General features: G+C 75.1%; 21 protein-coding genes. 5 read left to right on the forward strand and 16 right to left on the reverse strand.

Annotation, left to right across the window (positions count from 1 at the left end):
* Positions 1-83: 83 nt before the first annotated feature.
* The 3 genes from BLS67_RS19230 to BLS67_RS19240 form a co-directional block, all read right to left on the reverse strand.
* Complete coding sequence (locus BLS67_RS19230; protein ID WP_091248431.1) at positions 84-767, reverse strand: DUF6629 family protein; 684 nt, start codon at positions 765-767, stop codon at positions 84-86.
* Between the two features lie 9 nt (positions 768-776).
* Positions 777-1,205 (reverse strand): hypothetical protein, encoded by a 429-nt coding sequence (locus BLS67_RS19235; protein WP_091248434.1) that lies wholly within the window; start codon positions 1,203-1,205, stop codon positions 777-779.
* A 97-nt stretch (positions 1,206-1,302) separates the two neighbouring features.
* Entirely contained in the window at positions 1,303-3,078 is a 1,776-nt protein-coding gene (locus tag BLS67_RS19240; RefSeq protein WP_242654208.1) for a DEAD/DEAH box helicase, read from the reverse strand.
* Between the two features lie 294 nt (positions 3,079-3,372).
* Here BLS67_RS19240 and BLS67_RS19245 point away from each other — a divergent pair, with 294 nt between their 5' ends.
* Positions 3,373-4,866, forward strand: a complete 1,494-nt coding sequence (locus BLS67_RS19245) for an MFS transporter (RefSeq protein ID WP_242654209.1) — start codon at positions 3,373-3,375, stop codon at positions 4,864-4,866.
* A gap of 9 nt (positions 4,867-4,875) precedes the next feature.
* Here BLS67_RS19245 and BLS67_RS19250 read toward each other — a convergent pair whose 3' ends face one another.
* On the reverse strand, positions 4,876-5,853 hold the full coding sequence (locus BLS67_RS19250) for a GlxA family transcriptional regulator (protein WP_242654210.1): 978 nt from the start codon (positions 5,851-5,853) through the stop codon (positions 4,876-4,878).
* A gap of 72 nt (positions 5,854-5,925) precedes the next feature.
* Between BLS67_RS19250 and BLS67_RS19255 the strand changes: the two genes are divergently transcribed.
* A complete protein-coding gene (locus BLS67_RS19255) occupies positions 5,926-7,230 on the forward strand; it encodes an MFS transporter (RefSeq protein ID WP_242654211.1) in 1,305 nt (434 codons plus the stop codon).
* Positions 7,231-7,233: 3 nt separating this feature from the next.
* Here BLS67_RS19255 and BLS67_RS19260 read toward each other — a convergent pair whose 3' ends face one another.
* Together BLS67_RS19260 and BLS67_RS19265 are read right to left on the reverse strand one after the other, a co-directional pair.
* Complete coding sequence (locus BLS67_RS19260) at positions 7,234-7,437, reverse strand: hypothetical protein (protein ID WP_091248446.1); 204 nt, start codon at positions 7,435-7,437, stop codon at positions 7,234-7,236.
* A 75-nt stretch (positions 7,438-7,512) separates the two neighbouring features.
* Complete coding sequence (locus BLS67_RS19265; protein ID WP_091248450.1) at positions 7,513-8,229, reverse strand: SDR family oxidoreductase; 717 nt, start codon at positions 8,227-8,229, stop codon at positions 7,513-7,515.
* A gap of 95 nt (positions 8,230-8,324) precedes the next feature.
* Here BLS67_RS19265 and BLS67_RS19270 point away from each other — a divergent pair, with 95 nt between their 5' ends.
* Complete coding sequence (locus BLS67_RS19270; RefSeq protein WP_091248453.1) at positions 8,325-9,158, forward strand: LysR family transcriptional regulator; 834 nt, start codon at positions 8,325-8,327, stop codon at positions 9,156-9,158.
* On the opposite strand, the gene BLS67_RS19275 is transcribed toward BLS67_RS19270, so the two are convergent.
* Positions 9,155-9,940 (reverse strand): alpha/beta fold hydrolase, encoded by a 786-nt coding sequence (locus BLS67_RS19275; protein WP_207500742.1) that lies wholly within the window; start codon positions 9,938-9,940, stop codon positions 9,155-9,157. The two genes, BLS67_RS19270 and BLS67_RS19275, sit on opposite strands and share 4 nt — an antisense overlap.
* 77 nt (positions 9,941-10,017) lie before the next feature.
* On the opposite strand from BLS67_RS19275, the gene BLS67_RS19280 reads away from it, so the two are divergent.
* Positions 10,018-10,425: a MarR family winged helix-turn-helix transcriptional regulator gene (locus tag BLS67_RS19280; protein ID WP_091248458.1), complete on the forward strand. Its 408-nt coding sequence runs from the start codon at positions 10,018-10,020 to the stop codon at positions 10,423-10,425.
* Here the strand turns inward: BLS67_RS19280 and BLS67_RS19285 are convergent.
* Genes BLS67_RS19285 through BLS67_RS19305 form a run of 5 tightly spaced genes read right to left on the reverse strand, consistent with a single transcriptional unit; the run spans position 10,422 to position 15,271 of the window.
* Entirely contained in the window at positions 10,422-11,279 is an 858-nt protein-coding gene (locus tag BLS67_RS19285) for an SDR family NAD(P)-dependent oxidoreductase (RefSeq protein WP_165617666.1), read from the reverse strand. The genes BLS67_RS19280 and BLS67_RS19285 overlap by 4 nt on opposite strands.
* A complete protein-coding gene (locus BLS67_RS24815) occupies positions 11,276-12,448 on the reverse strand; it encodes a TetR/AcrR family transcriptional regulator (protein WP_165617667.1) in 1,173 nt (390 codons plus the stop codon). The genes BLS67_RS19285 and BLS67_RS24815 overlap by 4 nt, the downstream gene beginning before the upstream one ends.
* Before the next feature lie 23 nt (positions 12,449-12,471).
* The gene (locus BLS67_RS19295) at positions 12,472-14,022 is read right to left on the reverse strand and encodes a class I adenylate-forming enzyme family protein (RefSeq protein ID WP_091248469.1); all 1,551 of its coding nucleotides are present in this window, start codon (positions 14,020-14,022) and stop codon (positions 12,472-12,474) included.
* Positions 14,019-14,513: a nuclear transport factor 2 family protein gene (locus BLS67_RS19300; protein ID WP_091248472.1), complete on the reverse strand. Its 495-nt coding sequence runs from the start codon at positions 14,511-14,513 to the stop codon at positions 14,019-14,021. The genes BLS67_RS19295 and BLS67_RS19300 overlap by 4 nt, the downstream gene beginning before the upstream one ends.
* A complete protein-coding gene (locus tag BLS67_RS19305; RefSeq protein WP_091248474.1) occupies positions 14,510-15,271 on the reverse strand; it encodes an enoyl-CoA hydratase/isomerase family protein in 762 nt (253 codons plus the stop codon). The genes BLS67_RS19300 and BLS67_RS19305 overlap by 4 nt, the downstream gene beginning before the upstream one ends.
* A 144-nt stretch (positions 15,272-15,415) precedes the next feature.
* Here BLS67_RS19305 and BLS67_RS19310 point away from each other — a divergent pair, with 144 nt between their 5' ends.
* Positions 15,416-16,210 carry an enoyl-CoA hydratase/isomerase family protein gene (locus BLS67_RS19310; protein WP_207500743.1) on the forward strand — a complete coding sequence of 265 codons (795 nt, stop codon included), beginning with the start codon at positions 15,416-15,418 and terminating at the stop codon, positions 16,208-16,210.
* Positions 16,211-16,242: 32 nt separating this feature from the next.
* On the opposite strand, the gene BLS67_RS19315 is transcribed toward BLS67_RS19310, so the two are convergent.
* The 4 genes from BLS67_RS19315 to BLS67_RS19330 form a co-directional block, all read right to left on the reverse strand.
* Positions 16,243-17,850: a GMC family oxidoreductase gene (locus BLS67_RS19315; RefSeq protein WP_091248476.1), complete on the reverse strand. Its 1,608-nt coding sequence runs from the start codon at positions 17,848-17,850 to the stop codon at positions 16,243-16,245.
* Positions 17,847-19,358 carry an aldehyde dehydrogenase family protein gene (locus tag BLS67_RS19320; RefSeq protein WP_091248479.1) on the reverse strand — a complete coding sequence of 504 codons (1,512 nt, stop codon included), beginning with the start codon at positions 19,356-19,358 and terminating at the stop codon, positions 17,847-17,849. The genes BLS67_RS19315 and BLS67_RS19320 overlap by 4 nt, the downstream gene beginning before the upstream one ends.
* 66 nt (positions 19,359-19,424) lie before the next feature.
* Positions 19,425-20,558, reverse strand: a complete 1,134-nt coding sequence (locus BLS67_RS19325; RefSeq protein ID WP_091248483.1) for a hypothetical protein — start codon at positions 20,556-20,558, stop codon at positions 19,425-19,427.
* Between the two features lie 34 nt (positions 20,559-20,592).
* Positions 20,593-20,889: a hypothetical protein gene (locus tag BLS67_RS19330; protein WP_091248486.1), complete on the reverse strand. Its 297-nt coding sequence runs from the start codon at positions 20,887-20,889 to the stop codon at positions 20,593-20,595.
* Positions 20,890-20,933 lie beyond the last annotated feature (44 nt).

Raw genomic sequence — 20,933 nt, forward strand, 5'->3', positions numbered from 1 at the left:
ACATCGCCTGGGCGCTACCGGGTCCGGGGCAGCTGGGGCGCATCCACCACACCACAGGCCCCCGGGGCGCACAAACCCGACCGTCAAGCGAAGGCCGGGCGCTCCTGCTGGAACCGCTTCACCGAACCGCCCTGGGCGCGGTTGCGGCGCACGAAGAACAGCAGCACGAGGCAGCTCGTCAGCGCCGCCCACACGCACCAGATCGAGGCGAACGCCTCGGCCAGCACCACCAGGACGGCGGTCAGCCCGACCGCGTTGGCCACGCCGAACGCCACGATGGACGGGTAACCGGCCAGCAATGCCGCCCCCACGGTGGCCAGCACGTACCCCACCGCGGCCACCCCGAGCAGCGGGGCGTGGGCGGTGTAGGCGATCGAGTGGTGCACCTCGGCGTACCCCACCGGACGCGCCGCGGTCGCCCAGAACAGGTACACCGAGGTGATCGCCCCGATGACCACGAAGGGCGTCATGTGGGCCCGCCGCCGGCCCGGCGGCTCGATCAGCAGGATCGCCGTGGGCACCAGGACCGGCAGCAACCCGAACGCGAACAGCACGTACAGGTACGCGGCCACGTCACCGGCACCCCGGCTGATGTGCCCTTCGAGGGACAGCCAGACGAAGCCTTCGGTGAACTGGTGCGCGGCGAACAGCAGCGGCAGCGATGCGAACGGCACGTCCCGTCGGGTGCGCACCTGGGTCAGGGTCGCGATCCCCACGGAGCCGATGACACCGGCGGCGACGAAGTCCGCGGTGGCGGAGAAGCACACGAGCGGCGGCTACTTCGTGCGGCTGACCCAGGCCTGGGTGAGCAGGCCGAGGCCGATGCCGAGCATCCACACGTCCTTGGAGACCGGCAGGCCGTCCTGGGTGGGGGCGACCGACTTGCCGGGCTTGGTCATGCCGGGGGTGCGCAGGTACAGCCCGAGCAGCCCGCCGGCGAAGCCGGTGAGCGCCGCACCGGCGACCGCGGTCGGCACGAACGGGGTCAGCAGCGCGGCGCCGATGGCGATCTCCGCGGTGGACAGGCCCTTGGCGAAGGTGGCCGGGGCGACCTTGGCCAGGAACGGGTAGGTGCCCGCGGCGAAGCCGTGCAGGCCGGCGGCGGTGCCCTCGTCGGCGTTCCGCTTGCCCAGCCCCGAGTTCAGGATGAAGGCACCGGTGGCCAGGCGGGGGGCGATCTCGGCGGCGGTGATGGGCAGGCGCATGGTTCCTCGCTCAGCAGGGGGTGGGGAGAGACCGATTCTCTCCCCACCCCCTGCCCCGCCGCCCGGGGGCCCAACCGGCCCCGGGCGACCGGCGGTGTCAGCGGCCGGCGCGGCGGGGCCGTGCAGCTGGCTGGCCGGCGCGGGCGGCCAGCTCGGCGCGGGTGCGGGCCGGGCCCGCCGAACGGGTGCCGCCGGTGCGGGCCGGGGCGCCCGAGCGGCCGCCACCGGCGTTGCCGGAACCGCCGCCGGCACCGCGACGACGACCGCCGCCACCACCGCCCTGGGGCTGCTCGACGACCGGGGCCGGCTCGACGTAGGGCGCGGCCGGACCGGTCAGCGCCACGATCTCCCGGGCACCGGGCTTGATCGCCGACACCTCGGGGGTGATCCCGGCCTGGCGGGCCAGCAGCCGCACCTCGCCGGCCTGGTCCGGGGTGGCGATGGTGACCACGGTGCCGCCCGCTCCGGCGCGTGCCGTACGGCCCGAGCGGTGCAGGTAGGCCTTGTGCTCGGCCGGCGGGTCGACGTGCACGACGATCGCGACGTCGTCCACGTGGATGCCGCGGGCGGCGATGTCGGTCGCGCACAGCACCCGGGTCGTGCCCGAGGTGAAGGCCTCGAGGTTGCGCTCGCGGGCGTTCTGGCTCAGGTTGCCGTGCAGGTCGACGGCGGGCACGCCGCCGGCGGTGAGCTGCTTGGCCAGCTTCTTGGCCTGGTGCTTGGTGCGGGTGAACAGCACGACCCGGTCCAGCCCCGAGGCCAGCTCCTTGACGACCTGGCTCTTGTCCAGCGCGTCGACCCGGAACACGTGGTGGGTCATCGTCGACACCGGCGCGACGGCGGGGTCGACCGAGTGGGTGCGCGGGTTGTCCAGGTAGCGCTTGACCAGCACGTCGACGCCGTTGTCCAGCGTGGCCGAGAACAGCAGCCGCTGGCCGACCTTCGGGGTGCGGTCCATGAGGCGCTTGACGCCGGGCAGGAAGCCCAGGTCGGCCATGTGGTCGGCCTCGTCGAGGATGGTGATCTCGACCGCGGACAGGTCGCAGTGGCCCTGGCCGATGAGGTCCTCGAGCCGGCCGGGGCAGGCGATGAGCACGTCGACGCCGCCGGCCAGCGCCTGGACCTGCGGGTTCTGGCCCACGCCGCCGAACACGACCGTGGTCTTCATGCCCACGGCGGTGGCCAGCGGGGTCACGACGGCGGCGACCTGGTTGGCCAGCTCGCGGGTCGGCACCAGGATCAGGCTGCGCGGCTTGCGCGGCTGCCGCTTCGAGGTCGAGCCGGCCAGCCGGGCGACCAGCGGCAGCGAGAAGGCCAGGGTCTTGCCCGAGCCGGTGCGGCCGCGGCCCAGGACGTCCTTGCCGGCCAGGGTGTCCGGCAGCGTCGCGACCTGGATCGGGAACGGCGCGGTGATGCCGCTGGCGGTCAGCGTCTCGACCAGCGGGGCCGGGACGCCGAGGGCGGCGAAGGTCGTGTCGGTCGGCAGGGCCGTCGGGGCGGTGGGGTGGGCGGACGACGCACCCGGGGCCTGCGCGGGCACGACCGTGCGCGGCTGGACGACGGGCTGCTGCGCGCGGGGGGCCGGGACCGGGGCCTCCTCGACGGCGGGCGCGGCAGCCTGCTCGGTGGTCTGCTCGACCGCCTGCTCGGCGCCGGCGCCGTTGCCGCGACCGCGGCCACCGCGGCGGCGGCGGCGGCCGGTGCCGGGCTCGCCGGCGGTCTCGGGGCGGTGCGGCTCGTGCCGGGTGACCAGCGGCTGCTGCGGGGCGCTCGAGCCGGCGGCGCGGAACGCGGGGGCCTGGCGGGCCGCACCGGCGCCGCCGGGGCTGGTGGCGCGGCGGCGCGGGCGGGCGGGGGAGTTCTCGGGGGTCACGATGGTGTCCTCACCAGGTCGGTGGCCACCGTCCGTCGCCAGGGCGGGGCCCTGGTCAGGGCCGCACCGTCCGGTCGGACGTCGGGTCGCCGGCGCGCCTCGGTGGCGCTGCCTCTGCGCCGACGTCGGGTCCACCTGCTCTCGGACGAGCAGGGGGCGGCGCCGGTGATCATCACTGTGCCACGTCGACCGGGCGTCGGGACCCGGCCGAGGGGGAGTCGGTGGTCACACCGGGTGGGTCCGGGCGCGTGGCGGTGCCCCGGGCGGGGTAGGACCGACCCTCGTGACCGCAGCGTGACCGCCACCGAGCAGCAGACCGGCTCCGCCGACGAGACCTACCAGCCCGACCCCCGCCGCTGGCGGGCGTTGTCGGTGACCCTGGTGGCCGGGTTCATGACGCTGCTGGACGTCAGCATCGTCTCGGTCGCGCTGCCCTCGATGCGCGAGGCCCTCGACGCCTCGGCCAGCGGCGTCCAGTGGGTGGTCTCGGGCTACGCCCTGACCTTCGGCCTGGTGCTGGTCCCGGCCGGCCGGTTGGGCGACGCGTTCGGCCGGCGCCGGATCTTCCTGGTCGCCCTGGCGGCCTTCGTGCTGACCAGCGCCGCGGCGGGCGCGGCGCCGAACGCGGAGTGGCTGGTCGCCGCCCGGCTGCTGCAGGGCGTGGCGGCCGGCTTCCTGGCCCCGCAGAACTCGGCGCTCATCCAGCAGCTGTTCCGCGGGCCCGAACGGGGCAAGGCCTTCGGGCTCTTCGGCGCCACGGTCGGGCTGTCCACCGCGATCGGCCCGGTGGTCGGCGGCCTGCTGATCGGCCTGTTCGGCGAGGACCTCGGCTGGCGGGCGATCTTCTTCGTCAACGTGCCGATCGGCGTCGTGGCGCTGGTGCTCGCCGCGCGGTTGCTGCCCAAGGGCCGGCCCACGGGCACCAGCACCGACATCGACGTCGTGGGCACGGTGCTGCTGGGCCTCGGTGCGGTGCTCGTCCTGCTGCCGCTGGTGCAGGCGGAGTCCGGCGGGCTGCGCTCGCTGTGGTTCCTCTTCCTGCTCGGCGCCGCCACGCTGGCCGCCTTCGCCTGGTGGGAGCGGCGGGTGGTGGCGCGGGGGCGGGAGCCGGTGTTCGACGTCCGGCTGCTCACCCAGACCCGGGGCTACGCCGCCGGGGTGTCCGTGGGCACGGTCTACTTCATCGGGTTCAGCGGGATCTGGCTGGTGTTCGCCCTGTTCTTCCAGACCGGGCTGGGCTGGACGGCGCTGCACTCGGGCCTGTCGGTGATGCCCTTCGCGATCGGCGCGGCCGGGTCCGCGGCGGTCGCCGGCCGGCTGGTCAGCCGGTACGGCCGGCTGCTCACCGTGATCGGGCTGTCCGTCGTCTCCGCGGGGCTGATCACGACCGCCCTGCTGGTGGCCTTCGTCCCGCCGGACGTGCTGACCTGGGCCGTGCTGCCCGCCCTATTCCTCGCCGGCCTCGGCGGTGGGTTCGTGATCAGCCCGAACATCACGCTGACCCTGCGCGACGTGCCCGTCCGGATGGCCGGGGCCGCCGGCGGCGGCTTGCAGACCACCCAGCGCTTCGGTGCGGCGCTGGGCTCCGCCGTCCTGCCCGGGCTGTTCTACGTCGTGCTCGGCTCCACCGGCGGCGACTACCCGAGGGCGGCCGGCATCGCCCTGGGGGTGGCGGTGCTCGGGGCGCTGGGCGCGCTGGTCATCGCCGTCCCCGACTGGCTGCGCGACCGCCGGTCCGACGACGGCACCCGGACGCCGGCCGAGCACGGCCACGCCGACCTGCACTGACCGGGCGGGTCAGCCCGGCAGCGGGGAGCCGCGGAAGGTCCGGCGGTAGGCCAGCGGGGCGACCCCGATCGCGGCGTGCAGGTGCTGGCGCAGCGAGGTCGCCGTGCCGAACCCCGCCTGCGCGGCGACCCGGTCGATGCTGGCGTCGGAGGTCTCCAGCAGGTGCCGGGCCAGCTCGACCCGCTGCTGGGTGAGCCAGCGGAGCGGACTGAGCCCCGTCTCCTCCCGGAAGCGGCGGGTGAAGGTGCGCACGCTCGTGCCGGCGTGGGCGGCCAGCTGGTCGAGGGTCCACGGCCGGTCCAGGTGCTCCTGCACCCAGGCCCGGGTGGCCGCCGTGCCGGCGCCGTCGGGGTCGGGCACCGGGCGGTCGACGAACTGGGACTGGCCGCCGTCCCGCCAGGGCGCGACCACCCGGCGGCGGGCGATCCGGGTCGCGGTCGCGCTGCCGTGGTCGCGCCGCACCAGGTGCAGCAGCAGGTCGATGCCGGCGGCGTTGCCCGCGCTGGTGAGCACGTCGCCGTCGTCGACGTGGAGGACGTCGGGGTCGACCCGGACCCGTGGGTGCAGCTGGGCGAGCTGGTCGGTGTGCAGCCAGTGCGTGGTGGCCGGGCGCCCGTCCAGCCGGCCGGCCGCGGCCAGCACGAACGCACCGGTGCAGATCGACACCAGCCGGGCCGGCCCCTGCAGGGCCGCGGCCACGCCGTCGGGCAGCTCGCCGGTGCGCATCACCGCGCCCCCGGCCACCCCCGGGACGACGACCGTGCCCGCCCCGGCCAGCAGGGACAGGTCGCCGTCGGGCAGCACCCGGTACCCGGCGCTGGTGGTCACCGGCCCGCCGTCGACGGTGGCCGTCACGACCTCGTAGAGCGGTGCGTCGTCGGCGTCCCGGGCCCCGCCGAGGAAGGCGTGCGGCAGGCCGAGCTCGAAGGCGACCACGTGCTCCAGCGCGAGGACGACGACCCGGTGCAGCGGTGGTCCGGACGACATGGCCGGATTCTTGCACATGCTGGCTGTCCGGCCACTGGTGCCCGGTTGCCCGCGCACGGGATGCTCTGCGCCGTGACCGACCTGCGCACCCGCCGCATCCACCCCGCCTGGTGGGTCGCGGCGGTGACCTTCCTGGCCCTGGTGGGGGCGGCGGCGTTCCGGGCCGTCCCCGGCGTGCTCATCGAGCCGCTGCAGGCCGAGTTCGGCTGGTCCACCTCGACCATCTCGGCCGCGGTCGGGCTGAACATGGCGCTCTACGGGTTGACCGCACCGTTCGCCGCAGCCCTGATGGAGCGGTTCGGCATCCGGCGCGTGGTGGTCAGCGCGCTGCTGGTCGTCGCCCTCGGGTCCGGGCTGACGGTGTTCATGACCGCGCCCTGGCAGCTGGTCCTGTGCTGGGGCCTGCTGGTCGGGCTGGGCACCGGCTCGATGGCGATGTCGCTGGTGGCCACGGTCACCGGCCGCTGGTTCGTAGCCCGCCGCGGGCTGGTGTCCGGCGTCCTCACCGCGGGCGGGGCGGCCGGTCAGCTGATCTTCCTGCCGGTGGTCGCCACCGTCTCCGCCGCGCACGGGTGGCGCCCGGCGGCGCTGGGCACGACGGCGGCCGCGCTGGTCGTCGTCCCCTTCGTGGCCTGGTTCCTGCGGGACCGGCCCAGCGACGTCGGCGCCGTGCCGCTGGGCGGGACGGCGGCCGACGAGCCGCCCCGGGCGACCGGCAACGCCGCCCGCACCGCGCTGGCCGGGCTGGCGCTGGCCGCCCGCACCCGGGTGTTCTGGCTGCTGGCCGCCGGGTTCGCGATCTGCGGGGCAACGACGAACGGGCTGGTCCAGCCGCACTTCATCCCGGCCGCCCACGACCACGGCATGCCGGTGACCACGGCGGCCTCGTTGCTGGCGCTGGTCGGGTTGTTCGACATCGCCGGTACGATCGCCTCGGGCTGGCTCACCGACCGGGTCGACCCGCGGTTCCTGCTGCTGGCCTACTACGCGCTGCGCGGGTTGTCGCTGTTCCTGCTGCCGCCGCTGTTCGGGTCGGACCTGCAGGCCTCGATGATCGCGTTCATCGTGTTCTACGGCCTGGACTGGGTGGCCACCGTGCCGCCGACCCTGGCGCTGTGCCGGCAGCACTTCGGCGCCCGGGCGCCGGTGGTGTTCGGCTGGGTGTTCGCCAGCCACCAGGTCGGCGCCGCGATCGCGGCGTACTCCGCGGGGGTGGTGCGCGACGTCACCGGGACCTACGACGCCGCCTGGTACGGCGCCGCGCTGCTCTGCCTGGTCGCCGCCGGGTTGTCGATCTCGATCCGCCGGGTCCGGCCGGTGCAGCCGGCGCCGGCCGCCGAGGAGGCAGCCGCGGAGGACGCCGTCCTCCGCGGCTGACGGTCAGCGGCGCCGGGCGTCACGCCTCGCGCCGCGCCGGCGGGAGTCCAGGAACTCCCCGCCCTTGCGCAGGCCCTTGGACAGCGAGGTCGGGCCGTTCTCGCGCTCGAGCGCGGTGCCGGCGCGCTGCAGCAGCTTGGCCACCAACGGGGCGGCCACGGTCAGCAGCAGCCAGGTGCGGATCCGTCGGGTGAGGAACAGCCACATGGGGGAGCACTCCAGGGGTCGAGGGGGACTCCGGGCGATGCTGCCGTCCCCGAGCCGATCCCGCCTGCCCGGACCTCACCAGGGGAGGGGACCGTCGTCGTTGGAGTAGGTGCCGGTCGGGCCGTCGTCCGGCAGCGTGGCCAGGCGGATCGGCGTGCGGGCCCCCTCCTCGGGGGTGCGGGTGCCGCGGTGCCCGTTGAGGTCGGTGGACACGAAGCCCGGGCAGCCCATGTTCACCAGGATCCCGGTGCCCTTCAGCTCCTTGGCGTACTGCACGGTCACCGCGTTGAGGTAGGTCTTGGACGGCGAGTAGGCCGCCGACAGGGGACCGGTCGTGCCGTCGTCCGCGCTCTGCAGCGTCAGCGACCCCACCCCGCTGGACACGTTCACGATCCGCGGGGACGGTGAGCGGCGCAGCAGCGGCAGCACCGCGTTGGTCAACCGGATCACGCCCCAGACGTTGACCTCCACCGCAGCGCGGACGGCGTTCATGTCCACCTCGCTGGGCGTCTGCACCCCGCCGCCGGTCACCCCGGCGTTGTTCACCAGCACGTCCAGCCCGCCCCGCTCCGCCAGCAGCGCCGCGGCGGCGGCCACGCTCGCGTCGTCGGTGACGTCCAGCGGGACGCCGAACGCGTCCACCCCGGCCTCCCGCAGCTGCGCCACCGCGGCCTCGCGGCGCTCGTCGTCCCGGGCGCCGACGCCCACGGCCCAGCCCAGCCGGCCCAGGCCGGCGGCGATCTCGTACCCGATGCCCTTGTTCGCGCCGGTGACCAGCGCTGTCGTCGTCATGCCTCCAGGGTCGTCCTGGTCGGGCACCCCACGCCAACACCGATCGGGTGCGCACCGATGCTCCCCGGGTATGGATCGGCGTACCGTCGCGCGGCGTGGAGACCCGGGAACTGCGGTACGTCGTCGCCGTCGCCGAGGAGCTGCACTTCGGGCGCGCGGCCCAGCGGCTGGGCATGGCGCAGCCGCCGCTGAGCCGGGCGATCCGCCAGGTCGAGCGCCGCCTCGGGACACCGTTGTTCGAGCGCACCAGCCGCGTCGTCCGGCTGACCGCGGCCGGTGAGGTGCTGCTGCGGGAGGGCCGGGCCGCGCTGGCCGCCGTGGAGGCCGCCGAGCGGCGCACCAGGCGGGCGGCCCCGGCTGCCGGGCAGGCCGGCGTCGTGCTGGTCACCAAGGCCGGCGCGTCGGCCGAGCTGCTGGCCAAGCTGCTGGACGCCCACGCCGCCGAGCCCGATGCCGTCCCGGTCGAGGTGCTGCTGTGCGGCATCGGCGAGCAGGAGCCGATGCTGCGCGACGGCCGGGCCGACGTCGCCCTGCTGCACCGGCCCTTCGACGTGACCGCGGGGCTGGACACCGAGGAGCTCGGCACCGAGGGCCAGGTCGCGGTGCTCCCGGCCGGGCACCCGCTCACCGGGCGCGCCGACGTCCTGCTGGCCGACCTCGACCACCTGCCCGGGTTGCCGGCCGCACGGTGGCCCGACGAGCCGGACGGGCCCGGGCCGCGGATCCGCGACCACGCCCAGCTGCTGCAGCTCGTCGCGCTGGGCCGCACGTTCGCCGTGCTGCCCGAGTCGGTCCGCACCCAGCTGCCGGAGGGGCTGACCGCGGTGCCCGTCCGGGATGCCCCGCAGGTCACCACGGTCATCGCCTGGCCGCCGCACAGCCGGTCGCCCGCCGTCGCGGGCCTGGTCCGCACCGCCCTGCGGCTCTAGCTGCCCTCGACGACGGACCACACGAGCCCGGCCAGCCGGTCGGGGGTCTCCAGCTGCGGCAGGTGCCCGGCGTCGCCGATGACCTCGAGCCGGGCACCGGGGATGGCCCGGGCGTAGGCCTCCCCGTGGCTCGGGCCGACCACCCGGTCGGCGGCGCCCCAGACGACGAGCACCGGCCGGTCGACGGCCGGGAGCCGGTCGAGCAGGGTGGGATCGGCCATCGTCGTCCCGCCGTAGGCCAGCAGCGCCGCGCGGTTGCCCGCCATCGCCTCCCGGGCCGCCGCGGGCAGGGTGTCGACGTCGAGCCGGAAGCGGTCGGGGTCGGCGTAGCTGAGATCGGTGACCTGGTCCATGGTCAGCGAGAAGAAGTCGACGACCGGGTCGGTGTCGCTGGCCAGGCCGACCGCGTCGACGAGGACCACACCGCCGACCCGGGGGTCGGCCAGCAGGGCCATCTCGGCGGCGGTCCAGCCGCCGATCGAGTTGCCCACGACGGTGATGCCGGTGAGGTCGAGCTCGCCGAGCAGGGCCACGTACAGCGCAGCCAGGTCGGCGATCGAGTCCAGGCCCACGGGGCGGGGCGTGCCGCTGAAGCCGGGGTGGGTGGGGGTCAGGACGCGGGCGGGCCGGGTGCCGGCCAGCAGCTCGGCGAACCCGGCCACGGACTGCGGGCCGGCACCGCCGTGCAGGAGGAGGACCGGGCGGCCCGAGCCCTGCTCGGCGAGCGTGACCGGTACGGGGCCGGCGGCGGTGGGGACGGTGACGGTGGTCGTGGTGGGCACGGGGCCTCCTCGGGTCGGTGGCTTCATCAACATGTTGACCGTACGCCTCATGGTCAACATGTTGATACAGTGACCGCATGACCCGGTCGGTGCAGGACGTCGCGCTGTCGATCAAGCGGGTGCAGAGCCGGCACCACCGCACGCTCGACGCCGCGCTGACCTCGCTAGGCCTCAGCCTGGTGCAGTGGGACGCCCTCCGGCACCTGGACCGCAACCCCGACGCCTCCCTGCACGACCTGGCCCAGCTGACCTTCCAGAGCGACCAGGCGTTCGGCACGCTCACGCAGCGGTTGACCGACCGCGGTCTGGTCGAGCGGGTGCCCGGTCCCGGCCGGGCGGTCCGGCTGGTCATGACCGACCGGGGACGCGATGCCCTCATCCGGGCGGCGGGCGTCGTCGACGGGGTGCTCGCCGAGTCCTTCGCCGGGCTCACGCCCCGCCAGGTCGACCAGCTCGGCGAGCTCGTCGAGCGCCTGCTCCGCTAGGACGGTCCGATCCCCGCGCCCCAACGGTCGGGGTGGCGGGGTTGCTGCACGTCGGCGGTCAGCGCGGCGGCGAAGGCGTCGTCGGTCCAGTCGGGCTGCTCCCAGGTCGCCGCCGGGGCCGGGTGGGTCCAGACCGACAGCTGCGACCCGTCGAAGGACAGCACCTGGCCGTGCAGGTGCGCCGCCCGCGCCGAGGCCAGGAACACCACCACCGGCGCCACGGTCTCCGGGGGCGGGAACACCAGCGCGTGGCCGACGTCCCCGGCCTCGAACACCGCCGTCATGTCCGTGCGGGCGACCGGCGCCAGCGCGTTCACCCGGATGCCGCGCCGGTGCAGCTCGAGGTCCATCGCCCGGGTCAACCCGACCACGCCGGCCTTGGCCGCGGCGTAGTTGGTCTGCCCGGCGGTGCCGAACAGCCCGGACCCCGATGTCACGTGCAGCACCGCGCCGCCGGTGCCCCGCATCGCCCGGACGGCGGCCCGGCTGCAGTCCCAGGTGCCGCGCAGGTTCACCGCCAGGACCTCGTCGAACTCCGCGTCGGACATCCGGGCCAGCGACCGGTCCCGGGTGACCCCGGCATTCGTGACCACCATCCCGACCGAGCCGAACGCCTGCACGCAGGTGTCGACCAGCCGGTCCCCGGTGCCGGGCTCGGCGACCGAGCCGGCGCAGCCGACCGCGCTGCCGCCCCCGGCGGCGATCTCCTCGACCACCGCGGCGGTGCGGTCCGCGTCGGTGCCGTTGACCACCACCCGCGCGCCGGCCGCGGCCAGCCCCTGCGCGAACGCCCGGCCCAGGCCGCGGGTGGAGCCGGTCACCACGACCGGGAGGCCGGCGAGGTCGGTGCTCACCGGTCCACCACGGGGGTGTCCAGCACGGCCTGCACGGTCGCCCGCAGCGCCGTCGGGGTGTCCGGGTGCTCGTGCCACCGGCCCAGCCGGACGACGTCCTGCACCACCGCCCGCGCGGCGTGCACCAGCACCAACGCCTGGTCGGCGGGCAGCTCGGGCCGTGCCCGGGACAGCGCGACCAGCCAGGCGGTGACGTCGGCGGCCAGCGCCTGGCGCACCCGCCGGGCGGCCTCGGGGGGCAGGTTCTTGGCCTCCAGCACGTAGACGGCGAACAGCAGCCGGTCGGCCAGGCCCAGCTCCACGTAGCCCGCGACCAGGTCGTCCAGGTCGTCCAGGTCGGCGGGGGAGGTGTGCCGCGCGGTGAGCCGGTCGCCCGCGGCGCTGAACGCAGCGACCAGCAGGTCGGCCTTGGTGGGGTACCAGTGGTAGATGCTCGGCCCGGCCATCCCGAGCTCGGCCGCGATGTCGTCCAGGCTCACGGCCTGGTACCCGCGGGCGGCGAAGAGCCCGACGGCGGTGTCCAGCAGCTGCTCGCTGCGCCCGCCGGGCGCCGGGCGAGCGGGTGCGTCCGACCGTCCACCGGTGGCCCAGCGGGCCCGGGACGCCGCCAGCGCCGCCGCGGCGAGCACGGCGCCGTGCCGGGCGGGGTCGGGTTCCCGGCGGTGCGTCGAGGGGCTGGCCAGGACGGCGAGGGCGCCGGTGGCGCAGAACCGCGCCTGGGTGCCGGTCAGCGCGGGACGGTCCCGGGCGATCGCTGCGGTGAACCTGCGGGCCAGCGCGCCGAACCGGCGGTCCAGCGCGGCGCGGCGGTCGGCGTCGACGTGCCGCAGCTCCCGCTGCAGCAGCACCCACAGGTCGTGCTCGGCGACGGCGGCGCCGGCCATGACGTCCAGGAATGCGTCCAGCGGCACCTCCGGCGCGCGGGCGAGGGCCTCCTCCACGACGTCCAGCGCGCCGCCGACCGCGGCGGCCAGCAGCTCCTGCTTGTCGGCGTAGTGCCGGTAGAGCGCCGGCGCGGTGATGCCCACCGCGCCGGCGACGTCGGCCATCGACACCTGGTGGAACCCGCGCAGCCGGAACAGCCGACCGGCCGCGTCGGCGAGCTGGGCCCGCCGCTGGGCGGTGGGCAGCCGGGTGCGGGGGGCGGACCCGGAGAGCGGGCGGGTCACCGGGTCCTCCTCCTCTGCACGGGTCAGCCCAGCTCGCGCAGCCGGTGCTTCTGGATCTTGCCGCTGGCGGTCGCCGGCAGCGCCGGGACCACGGTCCAGTGCGTCGGGAACTTGGCCCGGGCCATGCGGACCGACTCCAGGTGCTCGATCATCCGCTCGGGCCCGGCCCACTCCGCGCCGGGGGCGAGCACCAGCCAGGCGCCGACCGCCTCGCCGAGCCGCTCGTCCGGGACGGCGGTGACCGCGACCGCCGCCACGTCGGGGTGCGCGGCCAGCGCGGACTCGATGTCCAGGGTGGAGAACTTCTCCCCGCCCCGGTTGACGATGTCCTTCAGGCGCCCCGACATGCGCACCCAGCCCTCGGCGTCGACCACGCCCACGTCGCCGGGGTAGAACCAGCCCTCGTCGTCCAGCTGCTCGGCGGTGCGCTGCGGGTCGGTGTACCGGGTGAGCAGCTGGGGCCCGCGGATGCGCAGCTCGCCCTCCTCGCCGGCCGGCAGCGCGGTGCGGTCCGGGCCGACGGCCTCGATCGCCATGCCGGGCAGCACCTTGCCGTCCCACAGCGAACGGCGCTCGACCGGGGCGTCCTCGGGGGCGGCCGCGCAGACGCCGGCGGTCTCGGTCATGCCGTAGCAGCGCATCGCCCGCACGCCGACCGCCTCGGCGCGCTGCACGACCACCGGCGGGATGGCCGCCCCGGCGCAGGCGTAGAGGTCCAGCCGGTGCCCGACCCCCGCGCCGGCCTCGTAGCGCTGCACCAGGTCGGCGAGGAAGAGCGTGGCGCCCATCGCCAGGGTGGCGCCCTCGCGCTCGATCACCTCGACCGCCTCGTCGGGCTTCCAGGCCGGCATGATCACCGACCGCGCCCCGAGGAAGGCCGGGAAGACGACGCCGGCGACGAAGCCGCCCAGGTGCGACAGGGGGGTGGCGCACAGCACCACGCAGCTCTCGTCGACGTCCAGCGCGACCTGGAAGTTGCGCAGGTGGGCGAGCAGGGCCGCGCTGGACAGCAGGGCGCCCTTGGGTGCCGACGTCGTCCCCGAGGTGTAGAGCAGCAGGGTCGGCTCCTCGGCGTCCAGCGGCTCGGGCAGCTCGGTGCCCGGCACCTCGCCGGTGGCCGGCAGCGCCGACCAGCCCTCGCGGGTGCCGCCCACCAGGTACCGGACGGCGGGTTCGTGCCCCAGGTCGGCGAGGATCGCGTCGGTCTCCTCGGCCGGCCGGCGCGGCCCCAGCTCGGCGGCCACGGCGACCACGGCCGGCCGGGCGTCGTCGAGGATCTGGGCCATCTCGTGCTCGCGGTAGATCGGGATGACCGGCATGTCGACCGCCCCGATCCGGAAGGCCGCGACCTGCAGCGCGAGGGCCTCCAGGCAGTTGGGCAGCTGCACCATGACCCGGTCGCCGCGCTGCACGCCGCGGCGCACCAGGTCGGCGGCCACGGTGCGCACCCAGGCGTCGAACTCGCCGTAGGTCACCCGACGGTCGCCGAACACGAACAGCTCGCGGTCCGGGGTGCGGGCGGCCTGCCCGGAGAGCAGGTACCCGATGCGGGGGTCGTGGTCGGTGGTCGTCATGCCGTCGTCCTCTCGGCGGTCGAGGTGGTGGTGAGGCCGAGCAGGTAGGCCCCGCCCTTCTGGTCCCCGCGGGGCGGGAGAGCGCCGAGCTGGCGGAGCATGTCGACGATCTCGAAGGCGGCGGTGTACCGGGCGAGCAGCCCGTCGCGGAACCCGAGGAAGATGTCGCAGCCCTGCACCCGGAAGGTGCGGTCGGTGCGCAGTGCCGCCGGGGCGTTCCCGGACTGCTCGAACAGCACCAGCGCGCGGCCGTCCTCGACCGCGGTGAACAGCTGGACCTCGCGGACCCGGTACTCGGGCATGGCCCGCCAGATCGCGTCGACGTAGGCCCGCACGGCCTCGCGCCCGCGCAGCGGCTCGGGCCAGAACACCCGCTCCTCCCAGGAGATGTCCGGGTGCAGCAGGGCGAGCACGGTGTCGGTGTCGCGGGAGTTCCAGGCGTCGATCCAGTCGTCGGCGAACCGGCGGAGGAAGGCCGGGTCGACGCTCACGAGCGCTTCCCGATCGCGGCGTAGGCCTCGGTGATCCGCTCGACGACGTCCGGGTGCCAGACGATCTCGCGGTAGGCCATCGTCTCGAACGACAGCGCCGAGATCGGGTCCATCGCCGGCGAGCGCAGGATCATCTCCTTGTTGAACAGCGCCGACTTGGTCGACGTCGCGGCGATGCTCGCGGCGATCCGGGTGGCCTCGGCGACCACCCCGCCGGTGGGCACCAGCCGGTCGACCAGCCCGATCCGCAGCGCCTCGGCGGCGTCGATGCGGTCGCCGGTGAGCGTGAGCAGCTTCGCCTGGCTGAGGCCGACGATCTTCCACAGCGGGGAGAAGTAGGGGGTCAACCCGAACTTGACCTGCGGGAACCCGAAGACGGCGTTCTCGGCGCCCACCCGGATGTCGCAGAACACCGCGATGTCGCAGCCGCCGCCCAGGGTGGGCCCGGCGCACGCGGCGATGGTCGGCTTCGGGTAGTCCAGCAGCGCGCCGTAGACCCGCAGGCAGGCCGCGGCATAGGCGGCGCGGGTCTCCTGGGTGAAGCCGGACTGCAGGTCCAGGTCCAGGCCGGCGCAGAACATCTCCTCACCGCCGGTGAGCACGACGGCGGCGACGTCGTCGTCGGTGCGCCAGGCGTCCAGGTGGTCGCCGAGGGCGCCGAAGAGCTCCAGGCTCAGCGCGTTGCGCCGCTCGGGCCGGTCGAAGGTGATCGTGCCGACGCCCCCGGTCGTCGAGGCGGAGATGGCTGGTGCGGTCACGGCGAGCGGCTCCCTGGGTCGGCGGTCGGGCGGACGCTAGCGCACGAAGTGAACGACGACTAGACCTTGACGGGACCTCGTCGACCAGCTGTGATGCCGACAAGTGAACGCCGAACAGGCGTGCGGACGACGAGAGGCGCAGTCGTGGCTGAGCACCAGTACCTGCGGACCGCCGTCGAGGACGGCGTCGGGATCCTCCAGCTGGACCACCCGGGCAAGCGCAACGCCCTGGGGTGGGAACTGCACGAGGAGGTCATCGCGGCGCTGGAGGCCTGGGCGTACGACGACGAGGTCGCCTGCGTGCTGCTAATCGGCGACGAGGACATCTTCTGCGCCGGCTGGGCCCTCGACGTCCTGCAGGGCACCTCGGACGCCGACCGCACCCGGTTCACCGACCTCGCGCTGCGGCTGATGGTGGCGCTCTACGACTACCGCAAGCCCACGATCGCCGCCGTCGCCGGCGTGGCCCCGGGCTACGGCATGGACCTGGCCACGATGTGCGACATCACGATCGCGTCGGAGAACGCCGCGTTCGGGTCGACCCAGGTCAAGTACGCGATGAACGGCTTCTACCACGCCCTGCAGCGCCGGGTGGGCGCCCAGCGGGCCCGCCGGATGTTCTTCACCGGCGACCCGATCGACGCCCAGGAGGCGCTGCGGGTCGGCCTGGTCGACGAGGTGGTGCCGGTCGGGCAGCTGCGGGAGAGCGCCCTGCGGCTGGCCCGGCAGATCGGGGAGCACGGGGCCGAGCTGACCACCGTGCTCAAGGAGGTCGCGCTGCGGGCCGGGCACATGGACCACGTCGCCGCCACCGCCTACGAGCTGCGGGTCACCCACGACCTGGTGCAGCGCGGCCTGTTCACCCGCCGGATCGCCGAGGGCCTGGACCGGCTGCGGGCCGGCACCAGCAAGGCCACGGAGCGGTTGGCCCGCCGCTGACCTGGCCCTCCGCCCAGCTGATCCAGGGCGGGTCAGGCCTGGGCGAGGGCGCTGCGGGCGCCGAGGTCGGCCCTGACCAGGTCGGCGGCGCGCTCGGCGATCATGATCGTCGGGGCGTTGGTGTTGCCGCGCACCAGCGTCGGCATGACCGAGGCGTCGACCACCCGCAGCCCCGCGATGCCGTGCACCCGCAGCTGCGGGTCGACCACGGCGTCGTCGTCGGTGCCCATCCGGCACGAGCCCACCGGGTGGTACAGCGACTCCAGGGTGTCGCGCACCGACTGCCGCAGCTCCGCCCGGGTGGACCGGGTGCCGCCCGGCGACCACTCCTCGGCCAGGACCTTCGCCAGCGGCCCGACGGCGGCGATGTCGCGGGCCTTCTCGACCCCGGTGACCAGGGCCTCGAGGTCGCGGTCGTCGGTCAGGTAACCGGCGTCGATGGCCGGGGCCCAGGTCGGGTCCGCCGAGCGCAGCCGCACCGACCCGCGGGACTGCACGTGCACCAGGACGGCGCACGCGGTGAAGGCGTCCACGTCGGGGTCGACCCGGGCCTGCTGCCAGTACTTGACCGGCAGGAAGTGGTACTGCAGGTCGGGCTCGGCCAGGGCGTCGTCGGAACGGGTGTAGAGCCCGGCCTCGGCCAGGTTGGAGGTGAGCGGCCCGCGCCGGGCGCCGAACCACTGCGCGTACCCGGCGGGGGACTCGCCGCGGAACAGCGACTTGCCGCTGCGCACGTGCCAGATGGTCGGCACCAGCGGGTGGTCCTGCAGGCCCGCGCCGACACCGGGCAGGTCGTGGACGACGTCGACGCCGACCTCGCGCAGGTGGTCGGCCGGCCCGATGCCCGAGAGCATGAGAAGCTGCGGGGTGTTGATCGCCCCGCCGGAGAGGATCACCTGGTCGGCCTGCACCTGCTGCAGCCGTCCGTCGGCCACGTACTCCACGCCGGTGGCCCGGTCGCCCTCGAGCAGCACCCGGGTGACCTGGGCGCCGGTCTGCACGGTCAGGTTGGGCCGGCCCTGCGCGGGGTGCAGGTAGGCGTCGGCGGCCGACCAGCGTCGTCCCCGCTTCTGGGTCAGCTGGTAGAGGCCGGCACCCTCCTGGCGGGCGCCGTTGAAGTCGGGGTTGCGCGGGTAGCCCGCGGCCACCGCGGACTCGACGACGGCGCGGCTCCACGGGTGCGGCGAGCGCGGGTCCTCGACCCGGAGCGGCCCGCCCGCGCCGTGGAACTCCGACGCGCCACGGCCGTTGTCCTCCATCCGCTTGAAGAGCGGGAGGACCTCGGAGTAGGACCAGCCCGGGTCGCCGGTCAGCTGCGCCCACTCGTCGTAGTCGGCGGCGGCGCCCCGGATGTAGATCATCGCGTTGTTCGAGCTGCAGCCGCCGAGCATCTTGCCGCGCGGCCAGAACACCCGGCGGTCAGCGGCCGCCGGCTGCGGCTCGGTGGCGTAGTTCCAGTCGCGACGGGTGCGGAAGGTCTTGTACAGCGCCGCGGGGATCTGCACCTCGAGGGTCTTGTCCGACCCGCCGGCCTCCAGCACGAGCACCCGCAGCGACGGGTCCTCGGTCAGCCGGCCGGCCAGCGCGCAGCCCGCCGACCCGGCACCGACCACGACGACGTCGTAGGACGCGGCGCTCACCGGTGGCGCCCGTGCACGAGGCCCATGACGCGGGCGAGCGCGTCGGCGGCCGACGCCGGCCGGCCGAAGCTCATCAGCGCGACCGGGAGCGGGAAGCGCTGCCGGGTGATCGCCTTGGCACGGGTGAACTCGCGCAGGCCGTCCTCGCCGTGGATGCGGCCGAAGCCGCTGTCGCCCACCCCGCCGAAGGGCAGCGACGGCACGCTGGCGAAGGTGATCACGGAGTTGACCGAGGTCATCCCGCTGCGCATGCGGCGGGCGAGGTCCATGCCGCGCTTCGCCGAGCCGCTGAACACCGAGCCGCCCAGGCCCAGCGACGTCCCGTTGGCCAGCTCCAGGGCCTCCTCGGCGTCGGACACCTTGGTGATGGTGATCGTCGGTCCGAAGGTCTCCTCCTGCACGGCCGACGAGGTCTCGGGCACGTCCAGCAGCACGGTGGGGGCGACGAACCCGCCCTCGACGGTGCCGCCGGTGACCGCGCGGCCACCGGTCGCCGCGGCGTCGTCCAGGTGCCGCTGCACGACCTCGGTCTGGCTGGCCATGGTCATCGGGCCGTAGGAGGCGGTGTCGTCGGAGCCCGGCCGGATGCCGGCGACCTGCGCGGTGACCGCGGCGACGAACGCGTCGTAGACCGGGGCGGTGGCGTACACCCGCTCGATGCCGATGCAGGTCTGCCCGGCGTTGCTCATCGCACCCCAGACGGCGGCGTCGGCGGCCGCGGCGACGTCCGCGTCGTCGTCGACGATCATGGCGTCCTTGCCGCCGCACTCCATGAGCACCGGGGTGAGGGTCTCGGCGCAGGTGGCCATGACCTTCCGGCCGGTCGCGGCCGAACCGGTGAAGGCGACCTTGCCGACGCCGGCGCGGCACAGCGCGGCGCCGGTCTCGCCCAGGCCGGTCACGACCTGCAGGGCGTCGGGGGCGTCGGGGACGGCGGCCGCCCACGCCTCGGCCAGCCACGCGCCGATCGCCGGGGTGAACTCGCTGGGCTTGAAGACGACGGCGTTGCCCGCGGCGAGGGCGTAGGCGATCGAGCCCATCGGGGTGAAGACCGGGTAGTTCCAGGGCCCGATGACGCCGACCACGCCGAGGGGCTGGTACTCCAGCACGGCCTGGTGGTTGGCGGCCAGCAGCCCCGGGTTGACCGAGCGCGGGCCGAGGGTCTTCTTCGCGTGCGCACCGGCCCAGGCCAGGTGGTCGACGGCCAGGGTGATCTCGAGGATGGCGTCGGCGTGCGGCTTGCCGTTCTCGCGGTGCACCAGGTCGGCCAGCTCGTGCATGCGGCGGGCCAGGTAGCCGCGGTAGGCGGCCAGCCGGGTGCGGCGCCCGGCGAACCCGAGGTCACCCCACGTCCGCGCGGCCGCCCGTGCCCGGGACACGGCCGCGGCGACGTCGTCGGCCGTGTGCACCGGGAACTCGGCCACCAGGGCGCCGGTGGCCGGGTTCGTGGAGGGGAAGGTGCCGGCTGCGTCCGGGGCGGCGGTGCCCCGGTCCTCGACGAGTGACATGGGCCGGATGCTACCCGCGGGTAGCAGATATGTGTGACGCGAGGTCGCAGGAACAGGACCGGTCGGTCAACCCCCGAGGGTGACGGGGACGGCGGGGATCGTCGCCGGCGCCCCGGAGAACGCGGCGGGGAGGTCGGACACCGTCCACGCGACGTCCAGCGACACGGTGAGCGTGCCACCGGCGAACTCGGCGGGGAGGTCCCAGGCCGCGGACATCGACGGCGCGGAGAACGACGTCAGCTCGGCCACGGCCGACCACGACACCGGCTCGGGCAGGGCGGGGATCGCGGCGCCGTCGGCTCCGGTGAGCTCGAAGACGCTGTCGGCGGTGGCGGTGAACTCCAGCACCCCGACGTAGGGGCTGGTCGCGTCGACGTCTGCCGCCGCGGTCGCCCAGATGCGGCCCGGCGCGGCCCAACCGCGGGCGGGCAGCCAGGGGGACAGGACGAAGGCCCGCTCGTCGAAGAAGAGCCGCACCGACACGTCGATCGGGAGGTAGGCGCCGCCGAGGTCGGTCACCGCCCCGGCAGCCGACCCCTCGCCCGAGAGGGGGGCGGACCGGTCGGAGTAGTAGGGCAACCCGGCAGTGGTGTCGGCGTCCTCGGCCAGCTCACCGGTGCGCAGGTCGATGCTCGCCGTCCGACCCTCGTCGGTGACGGCCAGGGCGAGCGTCTCGTCCTCGGGCACCACCAGCACGAAGGTGGCATCCGGGGCCGTCCAGTAACCGACACCCGTCGGCGGGCCGGTGGAGAAGAAGGAGCCGAACGGTTCGACCTCCCACCGCTCCTCGCCGCTGGTGAGGGCGAAGACCGGCGGTGCGTCCGGGTCGGGGTCGAACGGGGCCGTGAGGTCGCGGGTGCTCACCGCGGCGACCACCACCTCGAAACCCTCCGGCGCCGCCCGCGGCGCGTCGGGCCCGGAGCCCAGCTGCAGGAGGGTGGCCGCGCTGGTGTCCAGTTCGTCGGCCACCAGGACATCGGTGACCTGGACGTTCGTGTGCGGGGTGATGAGCCGGCCGGCCGTCGGGGCACCCGTGGGCGCCGAACCCAGCGCCGGGGTCAGGGCGAGCTGGGCGACCAGCCCGGTCTCGAGCTCGGGTGCCTGCTCGGCCGGCGTCGTCGACGTCCCGGACTGGCAGGCGGTCAGCGTCATGGCGGCAGCGGCGGCGACGGCGAGCAGGGAACGGTGGGTCGGGCGCACAGCGGGAGCCTAGGAGATCTGCCCCGCCGCGGTCTCAGGCGCTCCTGCGGTCCGTCCGGCGGGCCTTGCGGGCCTTGGCGGCCTCCCAGCGCTCGCGGTCCTTGGCCCGCTTGCCGGCGTTGGCCTCGTACTTGGTCTTCCGACGACGGGCCCGGTCGAGCTCGCGCTCCTCGAAGGTGCTGCCCTCGCCCCAGCTGCCGGCCAGGTGGGCCACGGCGACCAGCGCGCCGCCGAACACCAGCACGGCGCTGCCCAGGATGGGGTCGAGGAGGAAGGCCCCGACCGTCGCCAGCACCCAGACGACGGCTCCGACCAGCACGCGCTTGCTCATGCCCCGGAGTATCCGCCGCGCTGCTGAGCGCGGGTCCGGTGCGT

Source organism: Klenkia soli, from assembly GCF_900103975.1.
Classification (GTDB): Bacteria; Actinomycetota; Actinomycetes; order Mycobacteriales; family Geodermatophilaceae; genus Klenkia; species Klenkia soli.

Coding starts and splice junctions, on each gene's coding strand:
- BLS67_RS19265 (WP_091248450.1), bottom strand. CDS start 8,229: ATGACGACGACAGCGCTGGTCACCGGCGCGAACAAGGGCATCGGGTAC.
- BLS67_RS19280 (WP_091248458.1), top strand. CDS start 10,018: ATGACCCGGTCGGTGCAGGACGTCGCGCTGTCGATCAAGCGGGTGCAG.
- BLS67_RS19235 (WP_091248434.1), bottom strand. CDS start 1,205: ATGCGCCTGCCCATCACCGCCGCCGAGATCGCCCCCCGCCTGGCCACC.
- BLS67_RS19330 (WP_091248486.1), bottom strand. CDS start 20,889: ATGAGCAAGCGCGTGCTGGTCGGAGCCGTCGTCTGGGTGCTGGCGACG.
- BLS67_RS19295 (WP_091248469.1), bottom strand. CDS start 14,022: ATGACGACCACCGACCACGACCCCCGCATCGGGTACCTGCTCTCCGGG.
- BLS67_RS19260 (WP_091248446.1), bottom strand. CDS start 7,437: ATGTGGCTGTTCCTCACCCGACGGATCCGCACCTGGCTGCTGCTGACC.
- BLS67_RS19250 (WP_242654210.1), bottom strand. CDS start 5,853: ATGTCGTCCGGACCACCGCTGCACCGGGTCGTCGTCCTCGCGCTGGAG.
- BLS67_RS19320 (WP_091248479.1), bottom strand. CDS start 19,358: ATGTCACTCGTCGAGGACCGGGGCACCGCCGCCCCGGACGCAGCCGGC.